We start from the raw sequence: 20440 nt of genomic DNA on the forward strand, positions 1-20440 counted from the left end.
AATGAGACTAAATCCAACTGGGCATCCACATACGCAGCCGCCAGCCAGAATACGGGATGGTATCCGCCGTCCAGACCGGCAGGAAATATGCCGATAGCGCCAGGACCCCCGCGACGAAGCAGGCGGTAAGCAGGAGGCCGATCCGCCGGCGCTGCGGACTGTCCGCGGGCCGGCCGAGTATCAGGCCCAGCACGTACACCAATGCGAGGACGAGGAACGGTTCAAAGGAGACCGCATAGAAGAAGAAAGTTGTCCGTTCAGGATAGGCGAACCACGGAAGGTATCCAGCCGCCACTCCGGACAGGACCGCACCGGCCCGCCAGTCCCGCCGGCCGGCCCAATAGAAGAGCACCACCAGCAGCGACAGGGCGGCAGCCCACCAGATCAGGGGATTGCCGACGGAGGTGACCGCAGTGGAGCAGCTCTCCGCGGCGCAGCCGGTTTCTCCTTGCGCAGAGGACTCGTAGAAGAATGACGTGGGGCGGCCCATGAACAGCCAGGTCCAGGCGGTGGAGGAGTAGCTGTGCTCCGAACTGAGTCCGTTGTGGAAGGCATAGGCACTGCGGTGGTACTCGGCCAGTGAACGCAGCGAAGCAGGAAGCCAGCTCCAGCCTTCGTCTGGGTTCTCCTCGGCCCACTGCCGGTCGTACGCGTCATCGGACAACAGCCACCCGCTCCAGCTGGCCACGTAGGTGATCAACGCGGCCGGGATGATGGTGAGGAACGCCGGCACGCCGTCCCGGAACAGCGCGCTTTCCCACTGGCGGATGCCCGCAACCCGCCGGGCACTGACATCCCAAAGGACAGTCATCAGGCCGAAGACGGCAACGAAGGCCAGGGCTGACCACTTGGTGCCCACAGCCAGGCCGAGGCAGACGCCGGCGACGATCCGCCAGGGGCGCCAGAGCAGCCACGGCCCGTACAGCAGTGCACCGCCGGGGTCTGCGCGGTCCGGGGCACCGGCGCCGGCCGTTCGGGAGAGGGCATGTGCCAGCCGCAGCCGGCCGTCCCGTCGGTCCAACAGGAGCGCGCCGAACGCGGCCACCACCCAGAACGTCAGGAAGACATCCAACAGGGAGGTGCGGGAATGGACCAGATGGTGCCCGTCCACGGCCAGGAACAACCCGGCCAGGGCGCCGAGAGTCGCCGAGGAGAACAACCGTGCGGCGATGAGCCCCAGGAGCAGGACCGTAAGGGCGCCGGTAAGCGCGGCGCCGAAGCGCCAGCCGAAGGAATTATCCGATCCGAAAAGTGCCATGCCGAAAGCGATCATCCATTTGCCGACAGGCGGATGCACCACATATTCGGGCTCATCGAGCAGGACCTGGGGCCGGCCCGCAGCAAAGGACTCGTTTGCATCCTCGGGCCAGGCACGTTCATAGCCGGACTGCAGCAGCGAGTAGGCGTCCTTGACGTAGTAGGTCTCGTCAAACACCAGGGCGCCGGGCTCACCCAGGCGGGTGAAGCGCAGCACACCGCCCAGTACCGCCATCATCAGCGGCAGGATCCAGCCGGCCGCCCCCAGGGGCATGAGGCTGCTGCCCAGCAGGCGGTTCCGCAGGGCTTCGAAGGTGAACGCATGCTGTGGGGACTCGACCGCGGCCGGTGCCTCGCGGTGCGTCGTCGAGGTACCGGAGAGACTCACGCGCACCACTCTATAGCCTGTCGCGTAGGGTTAGAGGGTGGACTCGAGCAAGGTAACAGGCAGCATGACAGGCACCAGGACAGGCACCATGGCAGGCACCGCGAACAACGACGCCGCAGGGCCGGGGCAGATTGTCCTGGCGGCAACCCCCATCGGCAACATGGGTGATGCAACCAACCGGCTGATCGGGTTGCTGGAAAGCGCCGACATCATTGCCGCGGAGGACACCCGGCGCCTGCACCGGCTGGTAAGCGCCCTCGGCATCACCACGCGGGGCCGGATCATCAGTTACCACGAGCACAACGAAGCTTCCCGCACTGCCGATCTGCTGGAGATGGTCCGCGGCGGCGCCACCCTCCTGATGGTGACCGATGCCGGCATGCCCGCCGTATCCGATCCGGGCTTCCGCCTGGTGGAGGCTGCGGCCGCCGAAGGACTGACCGTCACCGCCGCCCCCGGACCCTCAGCGGTGTTGACCGCACTGGCCCTTTCCGGCCTGCCGACGGACCGCTTCTGCTTCGAAGGCTTCCTTCCCCGGAAGCCCGGGGAACGCAGCAGCCGGCTCGCGAAGCTGGTCGGCGAGCAGCGGACCATGGTGTTCTTCGAGGCTCCGCACCGCCTCGAACCCATGCTGCGTGCCCTGGACGCCGCCTTCGGCGGGGACCGCCGCGCCGCCGTCGCCCGCGAGCTCACCAAGCTGCATGAACAGGTGCTGCGCGGGCCCCTGCGCGAGCTGCTGGAATGGGCGGAAGCCGGGGACGTGCGCGGGGAAATCGCCGTGGTGGTCGAAGGCGCACCGGACGCCGCCCCGGAACAGGCGGCGGACCATGTGGCCGCCGTCAATTCCCTGGTGGAGCAGGGCATCCGGCTTAAAGACGCCGTCGCCGCCGTGGCCGAGGATGCCCGGATCAGCAAGCGCGAACTGTATTCGGCGGTGCTGGAAGCGCGCAGCTAAGCGCTCCGACCTATGCCTGGGGATGGGCAGATGCACAGTAGCTCCTCCGGAAGGTAGTGCATACCCGCATTTACAGGCAGTGCCGCCGAAGCCTACGGTTTAGTGAGACCACGGGCACGCCGCCCGCGGTGGATCCGATGATTTTGGAGGCATTCCCTATGGGCATTCCCGCAGACCGTGAAGCCGAACTCCTGGCGCAGGTCCCCACCGGCCTGTTGATTGACGGCCAGTGGCGGGAGGCGTCCGGCGGCCGCACGTTCGACGTCGAAGATCCCGCCACCGGCAAGGTGCTGATGAGCATTGCCGATGCCTCCACGGAAGACGGTGCGCTGGCCATGGACGCCGCCGCAGCCGCCCAGGATGCCTGGGCACGGACGGCACCCCGCGAACGCGGGGAAATCCTGCGCCGCGCCTTTGAACTGGTGACGGAACGCGCCGAGGACTTCGCCCTGCTGATGACGCTGGAAATGGGCAAGCCGCTGGCGGAAGCCCGCGGCGAGGTGGTGTACGGCGCGGAGTTCCTGCGCTGGTTCTCCGAGGAAGCCGTCCGGGTTTCCGGACGCTACAGCACCGCTCCCGACGGTAAGTCCCGGCTGCTGGTGAACAAGAAGCCGGTGGGCCCGTGCCTGCTGATCACCCCCTGGAACTTCCCGCTGGCCATGGCCACCCGCAAGATCGCCCCCGCCGTGGCGGCCGGCTGCACCATGGTGCTCAAGCCCGCCAAGCTGACGCCCCTGACCTCCCAGCTTTTCGCGGCCGTCATGATGGAAGCCGGGCTGCCTGCCGGCGTGCTGAACGTTGTCTCCACCACTTCCGCCGGCGACGTCACCGGCCCCATCCTCAAGGATTCCCGTCTGCGGAAGGTTTCCTTCACCGGATCCACACCCGTAGGCCAGGGCCTGATCCGGGACGCAGCCGAGAACGTCCTGCGCACCTCCATGGAGCTCGGCGGAAACGCCCCCTTCATTGTTTTCGAGGACGCAGACCTGGACAAGGCCGTGGAAGGTGCCATGACCGCAAAGCTGCGGAACATGGGCGAGGCCTGCACCGCGGCGAACCGCTTCATCGTCCAGGACACGGTGGCGCAGGAGTTCGCAGAGAAGTTCGCGGCACGGGTGGGCGCCATGACTACCGGCCGGGGTACCGAAGACGACACCAAGATCGGGCCGCTGATTGACGGCAAGTCGCGGGACAAGGTGCACGCCCTCGTCAGCGAAGCGGTCGACGGCGGCGCAGTGGCACTGGTCGGCGGGGAACCCGTGGACGGCCCGGGCTACTTCTACCGCCCCACGGTCCTGCAGAACGTTGCCCCGGATGCCCGGATCCTGAAAGAGGAAATCTTCGGTCCGGTGGCACCGATCGTCACCTTCTCCACTGAGGACGAAGCCGTGGCGCTCGCCAACAACACCGAATACGGACTGGTGTCCTACGTCTTCACCCGGGATTTGAACCGCGGACTGCGGATCGGCGAAAAGCTGGAATCCGGCATGCTGGGACTCAACGCCGGAGTTGTTTCCAACGCCGCCGCACCGTTTGGCGGAGTCAAGCAGTCCGGGCTGGGCCGCGAGGGCGGTGCCGAAGGCATCGAGGAATACCTATACACGCAGTACATCGGGATCGCCGACCCCTACGCCGGGTAGGTAACCGAAAGGAAGAAACCCAGTGACGCCGCCGGCGTCACTGGGTTTCTTTTGCCCTTTCAGGTCAGGCTCAGTCGTGCCGAAACCGCATGGCCAGCGACGGCGGGAGGAACCGCGCGTGCAGCCGGCCGAACAGGCTGGTGCCGCTCCGCAGTTCGTTCCGCACCGTTTCAAGGTCCTCCCATACCGGGGCGGCTCCCCGGCCGCCGCGTCCGCGGCGGCCGGAGCCGGCGTAGGCCTCTTCCTCGAATGCCAGACGGATGCGGGTCAGCGCCTCGTCCGCCTGCGGGGAGAAGCCGGCCTCGCCCGCCAACCGGCGGGCGTACGTCCGGGGAGTGTCGGAGGTCCGGCCGGGACACCCGTAATCGATCCCCAGATCTGCTATTTCGTCCCAGACCGGCCCCGAACGGGAACCAGCGGCGGCGGCCTTCCGCCGCCGGGCCGCACGGTGCCGCCGCATCGCCCAGGGCGTCAGCACGGCAGCCGCTGCCGCCAGCGTTCCGAGGACGGCGCCCAGCCACGCGGTCGTGCCCGTGTCGGTGGGTTCGAGCACGGTTTCGGGTGCCAGCGGAGCTTCCTCCTGCGGGACAGCCGGCGCCGTCGCCAGCGCGTCAGGGACCCGGGGATCGTCGTCGTTGTGAATAGTGGCAGTCCCCGGCGTGCGCTGCTGCTGGGCGTAGTCCGGCACGGATCCGCGGGAAGGGGTGGGTTCGAAGCGGACCCAGCCGGCACCTTCGAAATACAGCTCGGGCCACGCGTGGGCGTCCGTGGAATCGACCTCGAACTCGCGCAGCGGTTCTCCGTTGGGGCCGGTCCCGTCCGGGGTCTCGCCGGTGTCCTGGCCGGGCGCGTAGCCCAGTGCCATCCGGCTGGGGATGCCCTCCTGCCGGGCCATCACGGCCATGGCTGCGGCGAAATGCACGCAGTAGCCGGCCTTTCGTTCGAGGAACTCGGACAAGACCGAAATCCCGTTCCCGTCGTAGCCGCCCTCCACAGGTGCCTCCAGTGAATAGCTGAACTGCGGCCCGCGCAGATAACTCTGGAGGGCCATGGCCTTGGCATACGGTGTGGCGGCATCCCCGACTGCCTCCGCGGCTGCCTCCCGGATGTTTCCGGGCAGGTCAGCGGGCAGGTCCGTGAAAACGGGGTCCAGGCCCGCGCCGTCGGCCGCCGGAATTGCCGCCAGCTGCTCCGGCGTGAACTCGGCCGCGATGCTCAGCACCTGGTAATCCTGCCGGGCCGCGCCCTCGGAATCGTCGTCCAGCACGGTCATGGTCTTGGGATCCCAGGACCAGCTTCCTTCGGCACCGGTAACGCCCAGCGGATAGTAGGGGGCCAACAGCCACGGACTCGAATACGTGTTGGAGCTGATCCGCGTCACCACCGCCTCGGCCTGGCTTCCCCTCGGCGGTGTGTAGGCGCCGCCCGACATGGTTGCCACGCCCTGCCGGCGTTCGTCCTCGCGCACGTCGGGAGCCCAGCGGCTCCCGGAAAAATCCTCCAGGGTAGTGGAGCGGAGGTACACGGGTTCGACGGACGAGGTTGCATAGGTGATCCGGCCTGAGGACTGCGGCTGGCGCAGGTCATTGCCCAACGTGACTATGGGGTTCAGCCCGGTGCTGCCGGAAAAGAAGTTGAATCTGGTGCCTTCCGGGAAGGCGCCGCCGTTGAATCCGGGCAACACCGGAGGCAGCAGGAGTGCCAATGCCAGGGCAGATGCGGAAACTGCCGTTCCGCGTGCCAGCCAGGTCCGCGGGTTACCGTGCCCGTGCTGTTCCCTGCGTGCACTGACCGTCAGCAACAGCAGGTATCCGACCGCTGCGAGGAAGAAATATCCTGCTCCAAGGCTCGCGGGTTTCAGCACTGCGGGGATCATCAGCACCGCTAACAGGCCCAGCCCGGCGGTTGCCGGCATCCGCAGGGTGGCCGCCAGGGTATCCGTCAGGACGGCTACCAGCCCGATGCCGGCACAGCACAGGAACAGGATGCCGGGCAGCGGCTGCACGGGGGCGACTTCGGTGAGGACGACCGTCCGCGCCTCGGCCAGCAGCGCATCCGCCCGGGCAAGGGTGCCCGGGCCGGGCAGGAAGCCCAGGAATGACGCCGATGAAGCGAACAGCCAGGTCAGGGTGCACGCCAGGACCGCCATGCCTGCCACCGGAACCAGAGGTTGCGGCACCTTCAGCCGCCGCGCACCGGCGGTGGCCGCCAGCGGGACGAGGACGGCGAAAAACAGCGGCGGCAGCCAGGACCAGCCTTCGATGACCCCGTGCACGCTGAGCGAACAAAGCAGGACCGCCAGCGCTCCTGCTCCGGCTACCGCAACGTTGGCCGGCCCGCGGTCGCCCCGGGGCGCCGGTTCCGTACCCTGCAGGTGGCCGGACGCCGGCACGGCCTCCGGGCGGCTCAGCAGGGCGCTCATACCCGCCCCCCGGCGTGGACGCCCTGGGGATCGTGGTCAAGGAGGGACCAGGCCGCGGGTACCGGAGTTGCCGGTGTTACCGCCGCGGCAATCCACCCGGCCTCCCGCAGGATTGTCAGGACAGGACGCAGCGCGGCCGGCCGGTCGGTAACCAGCAGCACCAGTGGTTGGCGGGCATACCGTGCGGCCGGAGCCAGCGTATGCGCCTGGGCAGTGTCGATCCGGCCGGCAACAACGAGCAGGGGGCCGGGCGCCTGGCCGGAAACGTCCAGCGCGGCAAAGGGGGCAGCGGCATCGGTGGGATTCCCCGGCGTCGGGGGCGGCGGAGATTCCAGGCCCAGGGCGGCCAGCCCTTCGGCGAGGTTTTGCACCCCGTCAAACCCGCGGAAGTCGGTCTCGCTGCTGTCTACGGCAGACGGGGAACGGGCCAGCCCGGGCCGGGAGAGCTCGTCGGTGAAGCGCACGCCGTAGCCGGACTCGGAGAAGAAAACGGCGGAGGAAACAACTGCCGAAACCGCCCATTCGAATGTTTCCGACGTCAGCAGCTCGCCGTTGTCAGGATTCAGCGGCGATCCGTCATCGTAGGAGGCCAGGCGCTGGTCCAGCACGATGGAAGCGGTCGGCGCGGTCACCGGTTCCTCCTGCCGGACCATCAATTCCCCGTGCCTGGCCGTCGCCGGCCAGTGCACCCGGCGCATGGGATCTCCATGACGGTACTCGCGGGTGGAAGCATCATCTTCGCTGGGCGTTCCGCGGCGCCTGCTCGGCGCACTGCCGTCGGTGCCCATGGCACTGAACAACGACGACGGCGGAAGCTCAAGCGGGGCCGGCGCCACTGCCAACCGGTCGGTTCCGCCCAGTGTGTGTACCGTCCGCGCCAGGCCCAGCGGATCGACGAAGTCCGCGGTTACGGGGCCGATGCCGTAGAGGCCGCGACGGCTCGACCGCAGGCGGTACTCATAGGTACTGGATCCGTTCTCCGCCGCGTAACCGGAGGGGAACCGGAACACCGGGCTGGGCCCGAAACGGAACGGCAGCCCCTCGCGGATGAGTGCTTCGGATGCAGGGGTTCCGCGGCTGAGCACCCGCAGCGATACCGTGGCGGCCGTGCCTGTTTCCACCAGCGGGGGAGAGAAGCTGCGCTCGACCTCAAAGCCGGGTTTGAACAGGCGAAGCAGTGCTGCGGCCAGGATCGGCAGTGCGATCAGCAGGACAGCGAGTGCCAGCAGGTCCCGGCGGCCCAGAGTGACTGCCCCAAGGAGCGCCGCCGTCCCGGCGCACACCAGGCCCCAGCCGCGCGGGGTGAAAAACCTCGTAACGGATGAGGTGTCCATGGGAGCCTTTCGCTCGGCGGTGCGGACTCTGTGCGGGCTCGGTGCGGCGGGAAGCCGGCTCGGGTGGAACCTGTCGGGGCCGCTAGCGGTGCAGCCGCTGCGGTGTTCCGGCGGACCGGGGAACCGGCACGGCCGCAATCACGGACGCAATAATGCTCGTGGCGCTGATCCCCGTTCCGGCTGCCTTTCGCTGCAGCAGGAGCCGGTGGGCGAGTACGGGATCCGCCAGCCTCGTCACGTCGTCCGGCAGCACGAAATCCCGGCCTTCGAGCGCTGCGTAGGCCTTGGCCGCACGGAGCAGCTGCAGAAGGGCCCGGGGGCTGGCACCCAGCCGGAGATCCGGGTGTTCGCGGGTGGCCCGGCCCAGGGAAACCGTGTACTCCTTGACGGCGTCGGAAACGTAGATATCGCGGACCCTGGCGATCATGGCCGAGGCCTCGCGTATTCCCACAACGGGGGTAATGCTGTCCAGGGGTGAGCCGGATTGATGGTTCTCAAGCATTTCCACTTCGGAACGAGCATCCGGGTAGCCAAGGGAAAGCCGGGCCATGAACCTGTCCCGCTGCGCCTCCGGCAGGGGATAGGTCCCCTCCATCTCGATGGGATTCTGCGTGGCAACCACGATGAAGGGTGCCGAGAGCCGGTGGGTGCCGCCGTCGACGGTCACCTGGTGTTCCTCCATGCATTCCAGCAGAGCCGACTGGGTCTTTGCGGAAGCCCGGTTGATTTCGTCGGCGATCACCACGTTGGCGAACACCGGGCCCTGGCGGAATTCGAACCGGTGGCTGTCCTGGTTGTAGATGGACACCCCGGTGACATCCGACGGCAGCAGATCCGGGGTGAACTGGATGCGGCTGACTGTGCAGTCAATGGTCCGGGCCAGTGTCTTGGCGAGCATTGTCTTGCCGACCCCGGGAACGTCTTCGAGCAGCACGTGCCCCTCGGCAAGGAGGACCGTCAGCACCAGCCGGGCGGCGTCTTCCTTGCCGTCAATCACCGTATTCACGGCGGCCAGGATTCCCTCTGCCGCTTCGGAGAAGGCTTGGGCGTCGACCGCGGCGGGAGGGGAATGGAGGGTGGCGGCCGAGGGCCGGGAAGGAAAGCCGTTAAGGGACGCTGCGGCGGCAGACGGGATCGGAGCGTCCATGGACACCTTCCATACTCGGCGGTTGCAGCTGCAGCAAACAGACCGCACCTGCGGTGACACGGCAGGCGGAGTAAGCCCCGCTATCCGTTTTCGACCTGCGGGAGCTCCAACAGCAGTTTGTCTGTTCAGGCTACTAGCTCACCTAGGCTTAAGAACATGATTAATCGAAGTGGATTTGTCCCGGGCAGCACACCGACGGCCTACCTCCCGTCCGCCGAAGGCGCCGGAACCGTCCGGCACAAGGGCAAAGGCTATCCGCCGGCTCCTGAGCCGCTGCCTGTGCCCGTAATGGATAACCACACGCATTTCGACTTTCCGGCCGGCGACATGGCCGGCGACATGGCCGGCGACTTTACGGTTGCCCTCGCCGCTGCCCTTGACGCGGCGGAGGCAGCCGGCGTCCAAGGTGCCGTCCAGGTAGGCACCGATCTCGAGTCTTCCCGCTTCACTGTTTCCGCTGTCGACGCCGATCCGCGCCTGCTGGGTGCGGTGGCCATCCACCCAAACGATGCCCCCGTGCTTGCAGCGGAAGGGACCCTGGAACCGGCGCTGGCCGAGATCGAGGCGCTCGCAGCCCATCCGCGCATCCGGGCAATCGGCGAAACCGGGCTCGATTACTTCCGGACCGGGGAAGACGGCCGGGAACGGCAGCACTACTCATTCCGCCGGCACATCGACATCGCCAAGCGCCTGGGCCTGGCACTCCAGATCCATGACCGCGATGCGCATAACGACGTCGTCCGCCTCCTGAAGGAGGAAGGCGCCCCCGACACGGTGGTTTTCCATTGTTTCTCCGGGGACCGCGAGCTGGCCCGTACCTGCAATGAAAACGGCTGGTACATGTCGTTCTCCGGCACCGTGACCTTCAAGAATTCGCACGACCTCCACGAGGCCCTCTCGATCGCGGACCGGAACCTGCTGCTGGTTGAAACGGATGCTCCGTTCCTGACTCCCCACCCGCACCGCGGGCGTCCCAACGCCAGCTACATGGTCCCCTATACGGTGCGGTCCATGGCAGACCGCATGGGAGTGGACCTTTCCGAGCTGGGAGCAGGACTGGCCGCGAACACTGTCCGGGCCTACGGCTCCTGGGCCGAGCAGTAGGAACGGCAGTCAGCACGCGTCGAAGCCCGCGCCGCGCCGCGGGCCGCACGACTACCCGGGGACCCCTGTTTGCCCTCACATCACGGTTCGGTTACGGTAGGGAGCAATTAGCCGGGGTCGGGGAAGGCATCCGGACTATCACTGCATGAACACTGCATAACACTGCAACAATTTGCGGGCCCATGCCGCCGAGCGGCTGCACGGACCTGTGATACCGGTCCGCGTCAGTTCGCTGCTGCGGCTGGTTTTTGTTCGCCAAGCCTGTGCCTGGCCGCGTCCCGTTGCCCTGCCCTCCGGCAGGTGCCCCGGAATGCGCACGGCGCTTAAAGTCCCCGTGCCCGGATTCTGTGACCGTTTGGAATCTCGTGGCGAGAACACTTGCAAGGCGTGGGATAAAGCTCGTTGGCCAGGCAACCGTTATGGTGTGCCTGCTGCTAGGCATGGTCGCCTTTGTCGGCGCCAGCAAGTCGGTGGTGTTGACCGTCGACGGCAAGAGCCAGGAGGTGCAGACCTTCGACGCTACCGTTGCGGATGTACTGGCACAGGCCGATGTGACTGTAACCGCCGTTGACCGGGTGACACCGGAGCCAACGGCAGCCTTGGAAGACGGCGCCACCATCGAAGTCCAGCGGGCCCTCGCAGTGGATGTCGTGGTGGACGGCAAGGGGACCACGGTCCACACCACCGGCGAAACCGTCGAGGATCTGGTTTCGGAGCTGCGGGTGGCCACCAACTCCGCCGTCTCCGCCCCGATGGATACCTCGCTGGACGGGCTGGACGGCAGGATTTCGATCTCCACTCCCAAGACGGTGTTCGTCACCGTGGACGGGAAAACCCACGAACACACCACCACAGCGGGAACCGTGCGGGACCTGCTGAAGGAATCAGGGATGCAGCTTGGCACCGGGGACCAGGTTTCGGCTCCGCGCAGCGCCGGCCTGGTTGACGGCATGGGCCTGAAGGTCACGCGTGTTTCGGCCGGCGTTGAGGAGACCGTCACGGAAGCGGTGCCGTTTACCAGCTCCGAGGTTCCCGATGCGGACCTGCTCGAAGGCGAGAAGAAGGTCACCACAGCCGGAGTGGACGGGGAACGTTCCCGTGTCTTCTCGGTCACCCGCGTAGACGGCAAGGAAGTCAGCCGTACCCTCGTGAAGGAAAGCGTGACCAAGGAACCGGTAGCCGAAGCCGTCGCCAAGGGCACCAAGAAGCGCCCGGAGGCGAAGCCTGCCGCCGGTCCGAGGGCCGGCGGCGGCGGTGAGGCACCGGCCTCCGGGACCTGGGCCGCCCTGGCGCAGTGTGAATCCGGCGGCAACTGGCACATCAACAACGGCAACGGTTATTACGGCGGCCTGCAGTTCAGCTCCGGCAGCTGGCTGGGTGCCGGCGGCGGTGCGTACGCTCCTGTTGCCAGTGAAGCCACCCCGGAGCAGCAGATTGCGGTAGCCGAGAAGCTGCGGGCCAACGGCGGATGGGGCCACTGGCCGTCCTGCGCCTCGAAGCTCGGCTTGCTCTAACCCGGGCCCGCCCAACCCCGGCTGCTTCTCACCCGGCCGCCATCTCGTGGGCCAGGGCCGCCGCGTGTGCTGCGCGGTCCTTGGCTCCGGCCGAGCGGAAGCGCTGTTCGCTATCCGCCAGATAGACGGAACCGGCGTCGGGCATGCCGGTCCGCGCCAAGGCCAGGCCGAGGTGGAGGGCCAGTTCGCCCGAGTCCTGGGGTGAGAGCTCGCCCCGGTGGGCGTACACGTCCGAGAGCATCCACACAGCCCGCGCATGGTCGCCGTTGAGGTCCAGCCAGATTCCCCGGCTGTGGTCTGCTTCCAGCCGCTCGGGACCATGCAGTCCGACCACCGACATGGCCGCCTCGGCATGCTCGATGCAGGTCAGGGTCTCCCTGTCGTGGATGCCCGCCCCGAGCCGGATGGCAGCGGTGGCGTTATTGAAGCGGGCCCACAGCTCGACGTCGACGCCCGGCTCCAGGAGGTCCGCAGCAGTACGGTGGTGCATTAGCCCGGTGGAGATGTCCCCGCGGCGAAAGGCCACAGTGCCCACCGCCCAGCGGGCCTTACCCTCGATTTGCCGGCCAACCCCCGTCTCCAGCAGGGGAAGCACCAGGGTGCGGCAGTAGGTCCATGCCTCGTCGAGCCCGCCCGCCTCGGCCAGCGCGGTGACCAGCGCTCCGCACGCGTCAAGGAAGGCAGCCGCACCGACCCTGGCTTCCTGCACCCGCGCAACGGCGCTGCGGGCATGGGTCACGGCCGAACCCAGTTCCCCGGTGCCCAGGTAGGCGGTGGCGAGCAGTGTTTCCGCCTGTGCCCGGAGGCCGGGGTACTCCGCCGCCAGGGGATGGCGGGCCAGCAGGGACGCCTTCGCGATGCAGTCCCGGTAGGCGTGCGTGGTGCAAAGACAGTGGGCTGCCAGATAGGTCATATCCCACCAGGACTGCGGATGCCCCTCAGCCAGCGCCGCACCCGCGGCGGCATCCGCCAGTGAGCATGCCGCTCCGTAGTCGCGCTCATCCAGCGCCTGCCGGGCGGAAAGTTCCAGGAACAGGGCCGTTTGTTTCCCTGTCCGGCCCGGGGCGGCGCCTGAGTCCAGCCGGTCGGAGAGCAGGCTGACCGCACCCGGAACGGGTTCCCTCCGCCCGGCTTCCAAAAGCGAGATCTCACGGGGCCGAAAAGCACCGTGTCCTAGCTGGGCCTGCGTCAGGTTTCGCTCCTGCCGCGCCGAGCGCAGCTTTCCACCGAATGATTTGCCCATCGTCGATACCGCCGATCTCCGGGGTGCGGCACACTGTTACCGGTGCCGGCAATGCGCTCGATGCTACCGGTGGAGACCAGTCGTCGGCAGGGCATTCCGTGCTTATGGAACGCAAAACGGCGAACTCGATTCCGGCACCTTCGAAGCGCGCCACCCGGGCGTGGGAAGACCTCCGGGGAGTGGACCGGACGGCTGCACCGGCGTACCCTCGGCGGCGGCAGCCACGCCCGCTCGGCTAGTATTACTGGGTGAGAGAATCCGAACCTGCCCCCCGAACACCAGTTCCCGCACTCCTTGGTGCCTCGGATATCCGGGCGCTGGCAGAAGAACTCGGAGTCCGCCCCACTAAGAGCCTCGGCCAGAACTTCGTTATTGACGGAAACACCATCCGCCGGATTGTGGCTGCGGCGGACATCGCTCCAGGGGAGACCGTGCTGGAGGTCGGCCCCGGCCTCGGGTCCCTGACGCTCGGGCTCCTCGACGCAGCCGAGTCGGTGGTGGCTGTGGAGATCGATCCCGTCCTGGCCGGAAAGCTTCCGTCCACGGTGGGGCAGCGGCGCCCGGAAGCGGCCGGCCGGCTGCACGTTGTGCTTGGCGACGGCATGCGGATCACCGAGCTGCCCAAGGAACCGACCGCGCTGGTAGCGAACCTGCCCTATAACGTGGCCGTCCCGGTGGTGCTGCACCTGCTGGAGCATTTCCCGTCCCTGCAGCACGGCCTGGTCATGGTCCAGGACGAAGTGGCGGACCGGATGGCAGCCAAGCCCGGCTCCAAGACCTATGGGGTGCCCTCGGTGAAAGCCGCCTGGTATGCGCAGATGCGCAAGGCCGGCGTCATCGGCATGAACGTCTTCTGGCCGGCGCCCAAGATCGCCTCCGGCCTGGTCGGGTTTGTCCGGCACGAACCGCCGCAGACGCGAGCAACCCGTGAAGAGGTCTTCGCAGTTATTGACGCTGCCTTTGCGCAGCGGCGCAAGACCCTGCGCGCCGCCCTGGCCGGATGGGCCGGCAGCCCCGCCGAAGCGGAAAAGGCACTGCGTGCTGCAGGAGTGGATCCCAGCGCCCGCGGCGAGGTCCTGGACATCACGGCATTTGCCCGGATCGCCGAGGCACGGAAGCCGCTCATTGCCTGAGGGAAAGGAAACCGAAGAGATGGCCGCACCGCGCTCCGTCACTGTCCGGACCCCCGGCAAGATCAATGTGTCCCTGAAGGTGGGACCGCTGCGTCCGGACGGCTACCACAGCGTTGCCAGCGTCTACCTTGCGGTGTCCCTCTTCGAGGAGGTCACGGCCACGGCGCTGGAAACCGACGAGATCCGGTTGACGCTCAGCGATCCCGACGGCCGCCTTCCGCAGGGAGGCATACCCCTGGACGGGGACAACCTGGCCGCACGTGCCGCCCGGGCAGTGGCTTCCCGGATTGGCAGGGAGCATCCCGGCGTCCACCTGCACATCACCAAGCGGGTGCCGGTGGCAGGCGGAATGGGAGGCGGCTCTGCGGACGCCGCCGCCGCGCTTCTCGCCTGCAATGAGCTGTGGAACGCGGGCCTGTCTCAGGCTGAGTTGGCCGGCCTGGCTGCCGGGCTCGGGGCCGATGTACCGTTTGCCCTGCTCGGCGGTGCTGCTGCCGGGCTCGGCGTGGGGGACCGGCTCACCCCGGTGCCGGCACCGCACCGGCTGCACTGGGTCCTCGTCCCGGCACCTTACGGGCTTTCCACCCCGCAGGTCTATGCCGCCGTCGACCGACTCCGCACGGGAACCGACGTCGCCGAGCCCACCGAAGCGGACCCCGTGATCCTCGACGCCCTCGCCGCCGGGAACACTGCCGCACTGGCGGGCGTTCTAGTCAATGACCTGCAGCCGGCGGCCTTGGAACTTGCCCCCGAACTGGGGACCGTTCTTGAGGCGGGGATCCGGCTCGGCGCCCTCGCCGGCATGGTTTCCGGTTCCGGCCCCACCCTGGCTTTCCTGGCCGCGGATGAAGCAGCTGCGTCCGCCCTGGCCGCCGCGCTGCGCACCGAAGGCCACTCGGCCCTGGCCGTTTACGGGCCGGCCGACGGCGCCGTCACGGCTGCCGACACCACCGCACCTCAGACGCACAGAAAGTAGTACCGATTGGCACACCTGCTTGGTGCTGAAAACCTCAGCATTTCCTTTGGCACGCGCACCATCCTGGACGGCGTTTCGCTCGGCCTCGAGGAAGGCGACCGGATCGGCATGGTCGGCCGCAACGGCGACGGCAAGTCGACCCTGATGAGCCTGCTGGCCGAACGGCAGACGCCCGACGACGGCCGCGTGACCCGCCGCCGCGATGTCACCGTGGGCTACCTGGACCAGACGGACGTACTGGACGGGGACCTGACCGTCGGCCAGGCGATCGTCGGCGACGCCGCGGACTACGAGTGGGCGTCCAATGCGCGGATCCGCGACGTGATGAGCGGCCTGGTGCAGGAAGTGGACTGGAACGCGCAGGTCTCCTCCCTGTCCGGCGGGCAGAAGCGCCGCGTGGCGCTGGCCAAGCTGCTCACCGGCGACGACGACGTCATCATGCTGGACGAGCCCACCAACCACCTCGACGTCGAAGGCGTGGCCTGGCTGGCCCGGCACCTGAAGCAGCGCTGGCGCCCCTCCGACGGCGGCCTGCTGGTAGTCACCCACGACCGCTGGTTCCTGGACGAAATCTGCACCCGGACCTGGGAAGTCCATGACGCGATGGTGGATCCGTTCGACGGCGGGTACGCCGCCTACGTGCTGGCCCGCGCCGAGCGTGACCGGATGGCCTCCGTGGTGGAAGGCAAGCGCCAGCAGCTGGTCAAGAAGGAACTGGCCTGGCTGCGGCGCGGCGCCCCGGCCCGGACCGCCAAGCCCAAGTTCCGCATCGAGGCCGCGAACAACCTGATTGCGGACGTCCCCGAACCCCGCGACACGCTGTCCCTGAACAAGATGGCCACCGCCCGCCTGGGCAAGGACGTCCTGGACCTGGAGAACGTCTCCCTGACGCTCGGGGACACCGACCTGTTCCGCAACATCACCCTGCGCCTGGCCCCGGGGGAGCGGCTGGGCCTGGTGGGTGTCAACGGCGCCGGCAAGACCACCCTGCTGCGCCTGCTCAACGGCGACATTGAGCCTACGTCCGGCCGGCTGAAGCGCGGCAAGACGGTCCAGACCGCCGTGCTGTCGCAGGAGGTCCGGGAACTGGATGAGGTCGCGGACCAGCGCGTCATTGAAGTCATTGAAAACGAGAAGCGCGTCTTCAACGTGGGCGGCCGCGAGCTGTCCGCCGGCCAGCTCGTGGAGCAGCTGGGCTTCAGCGCCCAGCGCCAGTGGACACCGGTGCGCGAGCTTTCCGGCGGCGAACGGCGCCGGCTGCAGCTGCTGCGCCTGCTGGTGGGTGAACCGAATGTGTTGATGCTCGACGAGCCGACCAATGACCTGGACACCGACACGCTGGCTGCCGTCGAGGACGTGCTGGACGGGTGGCCCGGCACGCTCGTGGTGGTCTCCCACGACCGGTACCTGCTGGAACGGGTCACCGACCACCAGATGGCGCTCCTCGGCGACGGCAAGCTGCGCGGACTGCCCGGCGGCGTGGACCAGTACCTGGAACTGCGCGGCGAAGCCCTGGCCGCCAACTCGTCTGCGTCCACCGCTGCCCGCGGCTCCTCCCAGGCGGCCCGCGCCGCTGCGGCCGGCGCCACGCGCCCCGGCGGCACGTCCGCGGCTGCTCCAGCCGGCGCCCGGGGCGGAACGACGACGGCGCTGGCCGGCTCCGGTGCATCCGAAGCTGAAAAGCGGGCGGCCAAGAAGGACCTCACCCGGATCGAGCGGCAGCTGAGCAAGCTCACCGCGCAGGCCGAAAAGATCAACGCCCAGATGAACGACGCCACCCAGAAGGCCGGCGGCGCGGACTTTGAACTCATCGGCGAGCTCAACGCCAAGCTGCAGGCCGTTGCGGCCGAGCAGGAGGAGCTGGAAATGGAGTGGCTCGAGGCTTCGGAGATCCTCGAGTAGCCCCAAGGTGCGGGCGCCGCTTCCTGGTCCGGACCCGGGTCTCCCGCCGGCTCACATGGTGTCTGCCGTGGCACTGAGCGGTCCGCGCATCGCCCGCCGCGCCGTCATCGTGGCGACCGGCATCGTCGTCAGTGCAACGGCGGCGCAGAGGGCGCCGGCTATAGCCAGCGGCAGCGGGGTGAACGGACTGGCGCCTACAACCACGGCGGTGGGCAGGACTGCGGCGCACGCAACGATGACGGCGATGGCGATGCCGACGGCGGCGCACACGGCGGTCTCGGTAATCAGCAGCCTGCGGACCTGGCCGCGGGTCGCGCCGGTCAGGCGCAGCATGGCCAGCTCGCGGCGACGGCCCAGGGTGGAGACGGCAACGGTGTTGGTGACGGCAACCATCGCGTAGGCCAGCACAACCAGCAGCAGCAGGCCGTTGATGAGTGCGTTGATGTTGAGGCCCTCCTGCAGGGACACCTCCAGCGCGCTGCGGTCCCCGACCCGCAGTGAGGGATGGCCGTTCAGCGCACCTTCCACGGCAGGGGCCACGGCGTCCGCGGCGGTGCCGTCGCTGGCGCTGACCAGCAGTGCCGCGGGTGCCCGGTCGCTCGTGTGGGCTGTGAGGAGCTCGACGGGCAGCAGGAGGTTTTCGTAGCCCGGCAGGTCCTCGTAGGTGGCGGCGACACGAAGTTCGGCGCCGTCGCCGTCACCGAACCGGAAGCCGATGGTGTCTCCTATGTCCACGCCGAGGGCAGCTGCGGTATCGACGGGCAGTGCGACGGAGGCGCCGGTCAGATCAGCGAAGCCGCCGGCGACGAGCCGGTTGCTCAGCACCTCCTGCGCCTGGGCGCCGTCGAGCCCGCGCACCGGCCAGTGCCGGTCGCGGTGCGAGGCGTCGTAGGGGCGTTCGATCCAGCCCCCGGATGTCACAAACGGGGTGGCCGCGTCCACCTCGGGCAGGGCGGCGATTTCGTCTGCGCGTTCGGCAGCGGCGCCGGCCGCGCCGGTCACGACGGCGTCGGCCGTGATGGTCTCGACCTGGGCGTCGGCGGCAGCTGCGGTGAGCATGGATGAGGACACGAGATTGCCGGCGCCGATTCCGAAGACCAGTGCGGCGGCCCCGGTGACGGTTGAGAGGGCCGCCGCCCGGGCGCGGATACTCGTCCCGGCGAGCCCGGCGACGCCGTGCCGGTGGTCGCCCATCACCGGCCGGAGCGCGGCCGCGCCCAGGCGCAGGTAGGCCGGGGCGAGAAGCGCGGCGGAAATGGTGCCGGCAAGCACGGCAGGACCGGCTGTGGCGGAGACCAGGGCGGGCGGCATCAGGAAGGTGAGCACGGCGAGGGCGACGGCGCCAAGCCCGAACAGGATTCCTGCCAGCCACCGGATAATGCCGATCCGGGCAGGGGGAAGTTCAGCTTCGCGCATCGCGTCGATTGGCCGGGAGCGGCGGGCCGTCCGGGCGGCCAGGCCGGCGGCCAGCCGGATCACCAGCCCGGTTACGGCTGCGGCGGCGGCCAGCGGGACCGGCCCGGCGCTCAGCTCGAGTCCCTTGGGAAGGGCGCCGCCGGCCTGCATCCCCAGGTGCAGGAGGTAGGCCAGCGGAATGCCCGGGACGAGGCCGAGCAGGGCGCCGAGAAGTCCCGCGGCCATGACTTCGCCGACGACGAGTGCACGGACCTGGCGTCCGGTTGCGCCGGTGGCGCGCAGGAGGCTGATCTCGCGGCTGCGCTGGCGCACGGACAGGGCGACGACTCCGGAGATGACGGTCGCCAGCACCGTCAGGACGATGCCTCCGGTTACCGCCCCGACAATGATGGCGGGAATGCGGGCCGCCGACACAGCCGGATCCTCGGCGGCGCCGCGGCCATCACCGGCCAGCACCCGCACGTCCGCGAGCTCCGCTTGCAGCGCCGCGCGGACGACAGACAGATCGGCATCCGGAGCCAGCACCACGCCCAATGCGTCCAGCGGGTTCCCAGCGGCCTCTTCGCTGAAGAACACGGTCGCCGGATCCTCCGGTCCGCCGATGACGGCGGCGGTCCGGACGCTGAGGGTCCGTCCCTCCATGGTCAGGAGCAGGTCTTCGTCCTCACCCGCTGCCAGGGCGTCCGCGGCGGCGGCGGTGAGCACTACCTCGCCGGCGGCGGGACCTGCGACCGGAACAGGGTCGATGCCGCTGACGGCGACGGATGCCCAGTTCTGCGCCGTGAGCGGGAGGGCCCGCGCCGCGCTCCGGGCGAAGGAATCGAGGAACGTGACGGGCACAATCTGTGCCACGCCGCCGATTCCGTCTGCCGCCTCAGCTGCTGAGGCTGACAGCCGGTGCCGCTCGGGCAACGGGCGGAGATCGGTGGTTTGTTCGCCGTCCCGGTTGAGCATCGTATAGCTGGGATCACCAATGACCACCAGGTCGGCCGCGCCGATGCGCTCAGCCGGCGCCGAAAGCCGGATACCGGTCTCGATCATCGCGCCGCACATCACGATGAGCGCGGAACCGAGGCCCGCTGAAACCACGATGGCGAGCAGGGCAGCGGTGCGGTGCCGCAGGCCCGCAAGGATCAGCGTCAGCATGACGCCTCACCGTCCGTGGCCGGTGACGGGCAGGCGGGAAAGGGCGGAGGCGATTTCCCCGGCTGATCCGTGCCCGCGCTGTTCTTCGATCCGGCCGTCGAAGAGGAAGATCACCGAATCGGCGTAGGACGCCGCAATGGGGTCATGGGTGGTCATCAGGATGGTCTGTCCCTGCCGGTGCACTGCCTCCCGCAGCAGCTCGAAGACGCCGGCGGCAGTTCGGGAATCCAGGGCTCCGGAGGGCTCGTCCGCAAAGAGGACCTCCGAATTGGCTGCCAAGGCCCGGGCGATGGCCACCCGCTGCTGCTGCCCGCCGGAGAGCTCACCCGGGCGGTGGCCGGACCGGTCGGAAAGCCCGACCAGGGCCAACGCGTCCTCGGCCAGCCGCCGGACCGGTCGGCGTCCTGCCAGGACGGCGGGGAGCTCAACGTTCTGCGCGGCCGTCAGGGCGGGCATCAAATTGAACGATTGGAAGACGAAGGCCACCCGCTCCCGGCGCAGTCGGGTGAGGGCATCCTCGGAGAGGCCGCTGAGGTCATGGCCAACCAGAATGGCCCGCCCGGTGGTCGGGGTGTCAAGACCCGCCGCGCAGTGCAGCAGGGTGCTTTTGCCGGATCCGGAAGGCCCCATGACGGCGGTGAAGGATCCCTTGGGTAGCTCCAAGTCCGTCTCGTGCAGGGCGGTGACGGCTCGCGCACCGGACCCGTAGGTCTTAGACACCCGCTCCAGGACCACCGGAGCCGTTGGCGCCCGTGCCGGGGTACTGATGGCTGCTCTGTTCATCGTTCGGCCTCCTTTGTGCCTGCCATGAACAGTTAGGACTGTACACGGATGGCGGGCATGCGTGAAGGGGCTGCACGAAG

At 68.5% G+C, this 20440-nt stretch carries 14 protein-coding genes; 7 read left to right on the top strand and 7 right to left on the bottom strand.

Annotated elements, in window-relative coordinates; all coding sequences use genetic code 11:
• Nucleotides 1–7: 7 nt before the first annotated feature.
• Nucleotides 8–1531 (bottom strand): dolichyl-phosphate-mannose--protein mannosyltransferase, encoded by a 1524-nt coding sequence (locus N2L00_RS04380; protein ID WP_255863571.1) that lies wholly within the window; start codon nucleotides 1529–1531, stop codon nucleotides 8–10.
• Nucleotides 1532–1709: 178 nt separating this feature from the next.
• Here N2L00_RS04380 and rsmI point away from each other — a divergent pair, with 178 nt between their 5' ends.
• Together rsmI and N2L00_RS04390 are read left to right on the top strand one after the other, a co-directional pair.
• The gene (gene rsmI, locus N2L00_RS04385) at nucleotides 1710–2600 is read left to right on the top strand and encodes a 16S rRNA (cytidine(1402)-2'-O)-methyltransferase (RefSeq protein ID WP_255863447.1); all 891 of its coding nucleotides are present in this window, start codon (nucleotides 1710–1712) and stop codon (nucleotides 2598–2600) included.
• Nucleotides 2601–2758: 158 nt separating this feature from the next.
• Complete coding sequence (locus N2L00_RS04390; protein ID WP_255767007.1) at nucleotides 2759–4240, top strand: NAD-dependent succinate-semialdehyde dehydrogenase; 1482 nt, start codon at nucleotides 2759–2761, stop codon at nucleotides 4238–4240.
• Nucleotides 4241–4310: 70 nt separating this feature from the next.
• On the opposite strand, the gene N2L00_RS04395 is transcribed toward N2L00_RS04390, so the two are convergent.
• The 3 genes from N2L00_RS04395 to N2L00_RS04405 all read right to left on the bottom strand — a co-directional run bounded on the left by N2L00_RS04395 (nucleotide 4311) and on the right by N2L00_RS04405 (nucleotide 9143).
• Nucleotides 4311–6662: a DUF3488 and transglutaminase-like domain-containing protein gene (locus N2L00_RS04395; protein ID WP_255863446.1), complete on the bottom strand. Its 2352-nt coding sequence runs from the start codon at nucleotides 6660–6662 to the stop codon at nucleotides 4311–4313.
• Entirely contained in the window at nucleotides 6659–7996 is a 1338-nt protein-coding gene (locus N2L00_RS04400; RefSeq protein ID WP_255767009.1) for a DUF58 domain-containing protein, read from the bottom strand. The genes N2L00_RS04395 and N2L00_RS04400 overlap by 4 nt, the downstream gene beginning before the upstream one ends.
• Before the next feature lie 82 nt (nucleotides 7997–8078).
• Nucleotides 8079–9143, bottom strand: a complete 1065-nt coding sequence (locus tag N2L00_RS04405; RefSeq protein WP_255767010.1) for a MoxR family ATPase — start codon at nucleotides 9141–9143, stop codon at nucleotides 8079–8081.
• Between the two features lie 156 nt (nucleotides 9144–9299).
• Between N2L00_RS04405 and N2L00_RS04410 the strand changes: the two genes are divergently transcribed.
• Together N2L00_RS04410 and N2L00_RS04415 are read left to right on the top strand one after the other, a co-directional pair.
• A complete protein-coding gene (locus N2L00_RS04410; RefSeq protein WP_255767011.1) occupies nucleotides 9300–10247 on the top strand; it encodes a TatD family hydrolase in 948 nt (315 codons plus the stop codon).
• A 419-nt stretch (nucleotides 10248–10666) separates the two neighbouring features.
• Nucleotides 10667–11761: a resuscitation-promoting factor gene (locus N2L00_RS04415; RefSeq protein WP_304659967.1), complete on the top strand. Its 1095-nt coding sequence runs from the start codon at nucleotides 10667–10669 to the stop codon at nucleotides 11759–11761.
• Nucleotides 11762–11789: 28 nt separating this feature from the next.
• On the opposite strand, the gene N2L00_RS04425 is transcribed toward N2L00_RS04415, so the two are convergent.
• Nucleotides 11790–13004 carry a helix-turn-helix transcriptional regulator gene (locus N2L00_RS04425; RefSeq protein WP_255767012.1) on the bottom strand — a complete coding sequence of 405 codons (1215 nt, stop codon included), beginning with the start codon at nucleotides 13002–13004 and terminating at the stop codon, nucleotides 11790–11792.
• A 248-nt stretch (nucleotides 13005–13252) separates the two neighbouring features.
• On the opposite strand from N2L00_RS04425, the gene rsmA reads away from it, so the two are divergent.
• Genes rsmA through N2L00_RS04440 form a run of 3 tightly spaced genes read left to right on the top strand, consistent with a single transcriptional unit; the run spans nucleotide 13253 to nucleotide 17015 of the window.
• Nucleotides 13253–14137 carry a 16S rRNA (adenine(1518)-N(6)/adenine(1519)-N(6))-dimethyltransferase RsmA gene (gene rsmA, locus N2L00_RS04430; RefSeq protein ID WP_255767013.1) on the top strand — a complete coding sequence of 295 codons (885 nt, stop codon included), beginning with the start codon at nucleotides 13253–13255 and terminating at the stop codon, nucleotides 14135–14137.
• A gap of 19 nt (nucleotides 14138–14156) precedes the next feature.
• Entirely contained in the window at nucleotides 14157–15113 is a 957-nt protein-coding gene (locus N2L00_RS04435; protein ID WP_255767264.1) for a 4-(cytidine 5'-diphospho)-2-C-methyl-D-erythritol kinase, read from the top strand.
• Nucleotides 15114–15119: 6 nt separating this feature from the next.
• Nucleotides 15120–17015 (top strand): ABC-F family ATP-binding cassette domain-containing protein, encoded by a 1896-nt coding sequence (locus N2L00_RS04440; protein WP_255863445.1) that lies wholly within the window; start codon nucleotides 15120–15122, stop codon nucleotides 17013–17015.
• 51 nt (nucleotides 17016–17066) lie between these two features.
• Here the strand turns inward: N2L00_RS04440 and N2L00_RS04445 are convergent, their stop codons facing one another.
• Together N2L00_RS04445 and N2L00_RS04450 are read right to left on the bottom strand one after the other, a co-directional pair.
• The gene (locus tag N2L00_RS04445) at nucleotides 17067–19577 is read right to left on the bottom strand and encodes an FtsX-like permease family protein (protein ID WP_255863444.1); all 2511 of its coding nucleotides are present in this window, start codon (nucleotides 19575–19577) and stop codon (nucleotides 17067–17069) included.
• A gap of 6 nt (nucleotides 19578–19583) precedes the next feature.
• Nucleotides 19584–20360: an ABC transporter ATP-binding protein gene (locus N2L00_RS04450; protein ID WP_255863443.1), complete on the bottom strand. Its 777-nt coding sequence runs from the start codon at nucleotides 20358–20360 to the stop codon at nucleotides 19584–19586.
• Between the last annotated feature and the right edge of the window lie 80 nt (nucleotides 20361–20440).

Origin of the sequence: Arthrobacter sp. zg-Y1171, assembly GCF_025244845.1 — a bacterium.
GTDB lineage: Bacteria > Actinomycetota > Actinomycetes > Actinomycetales > Micrococcaceae > Arthrobacter_B.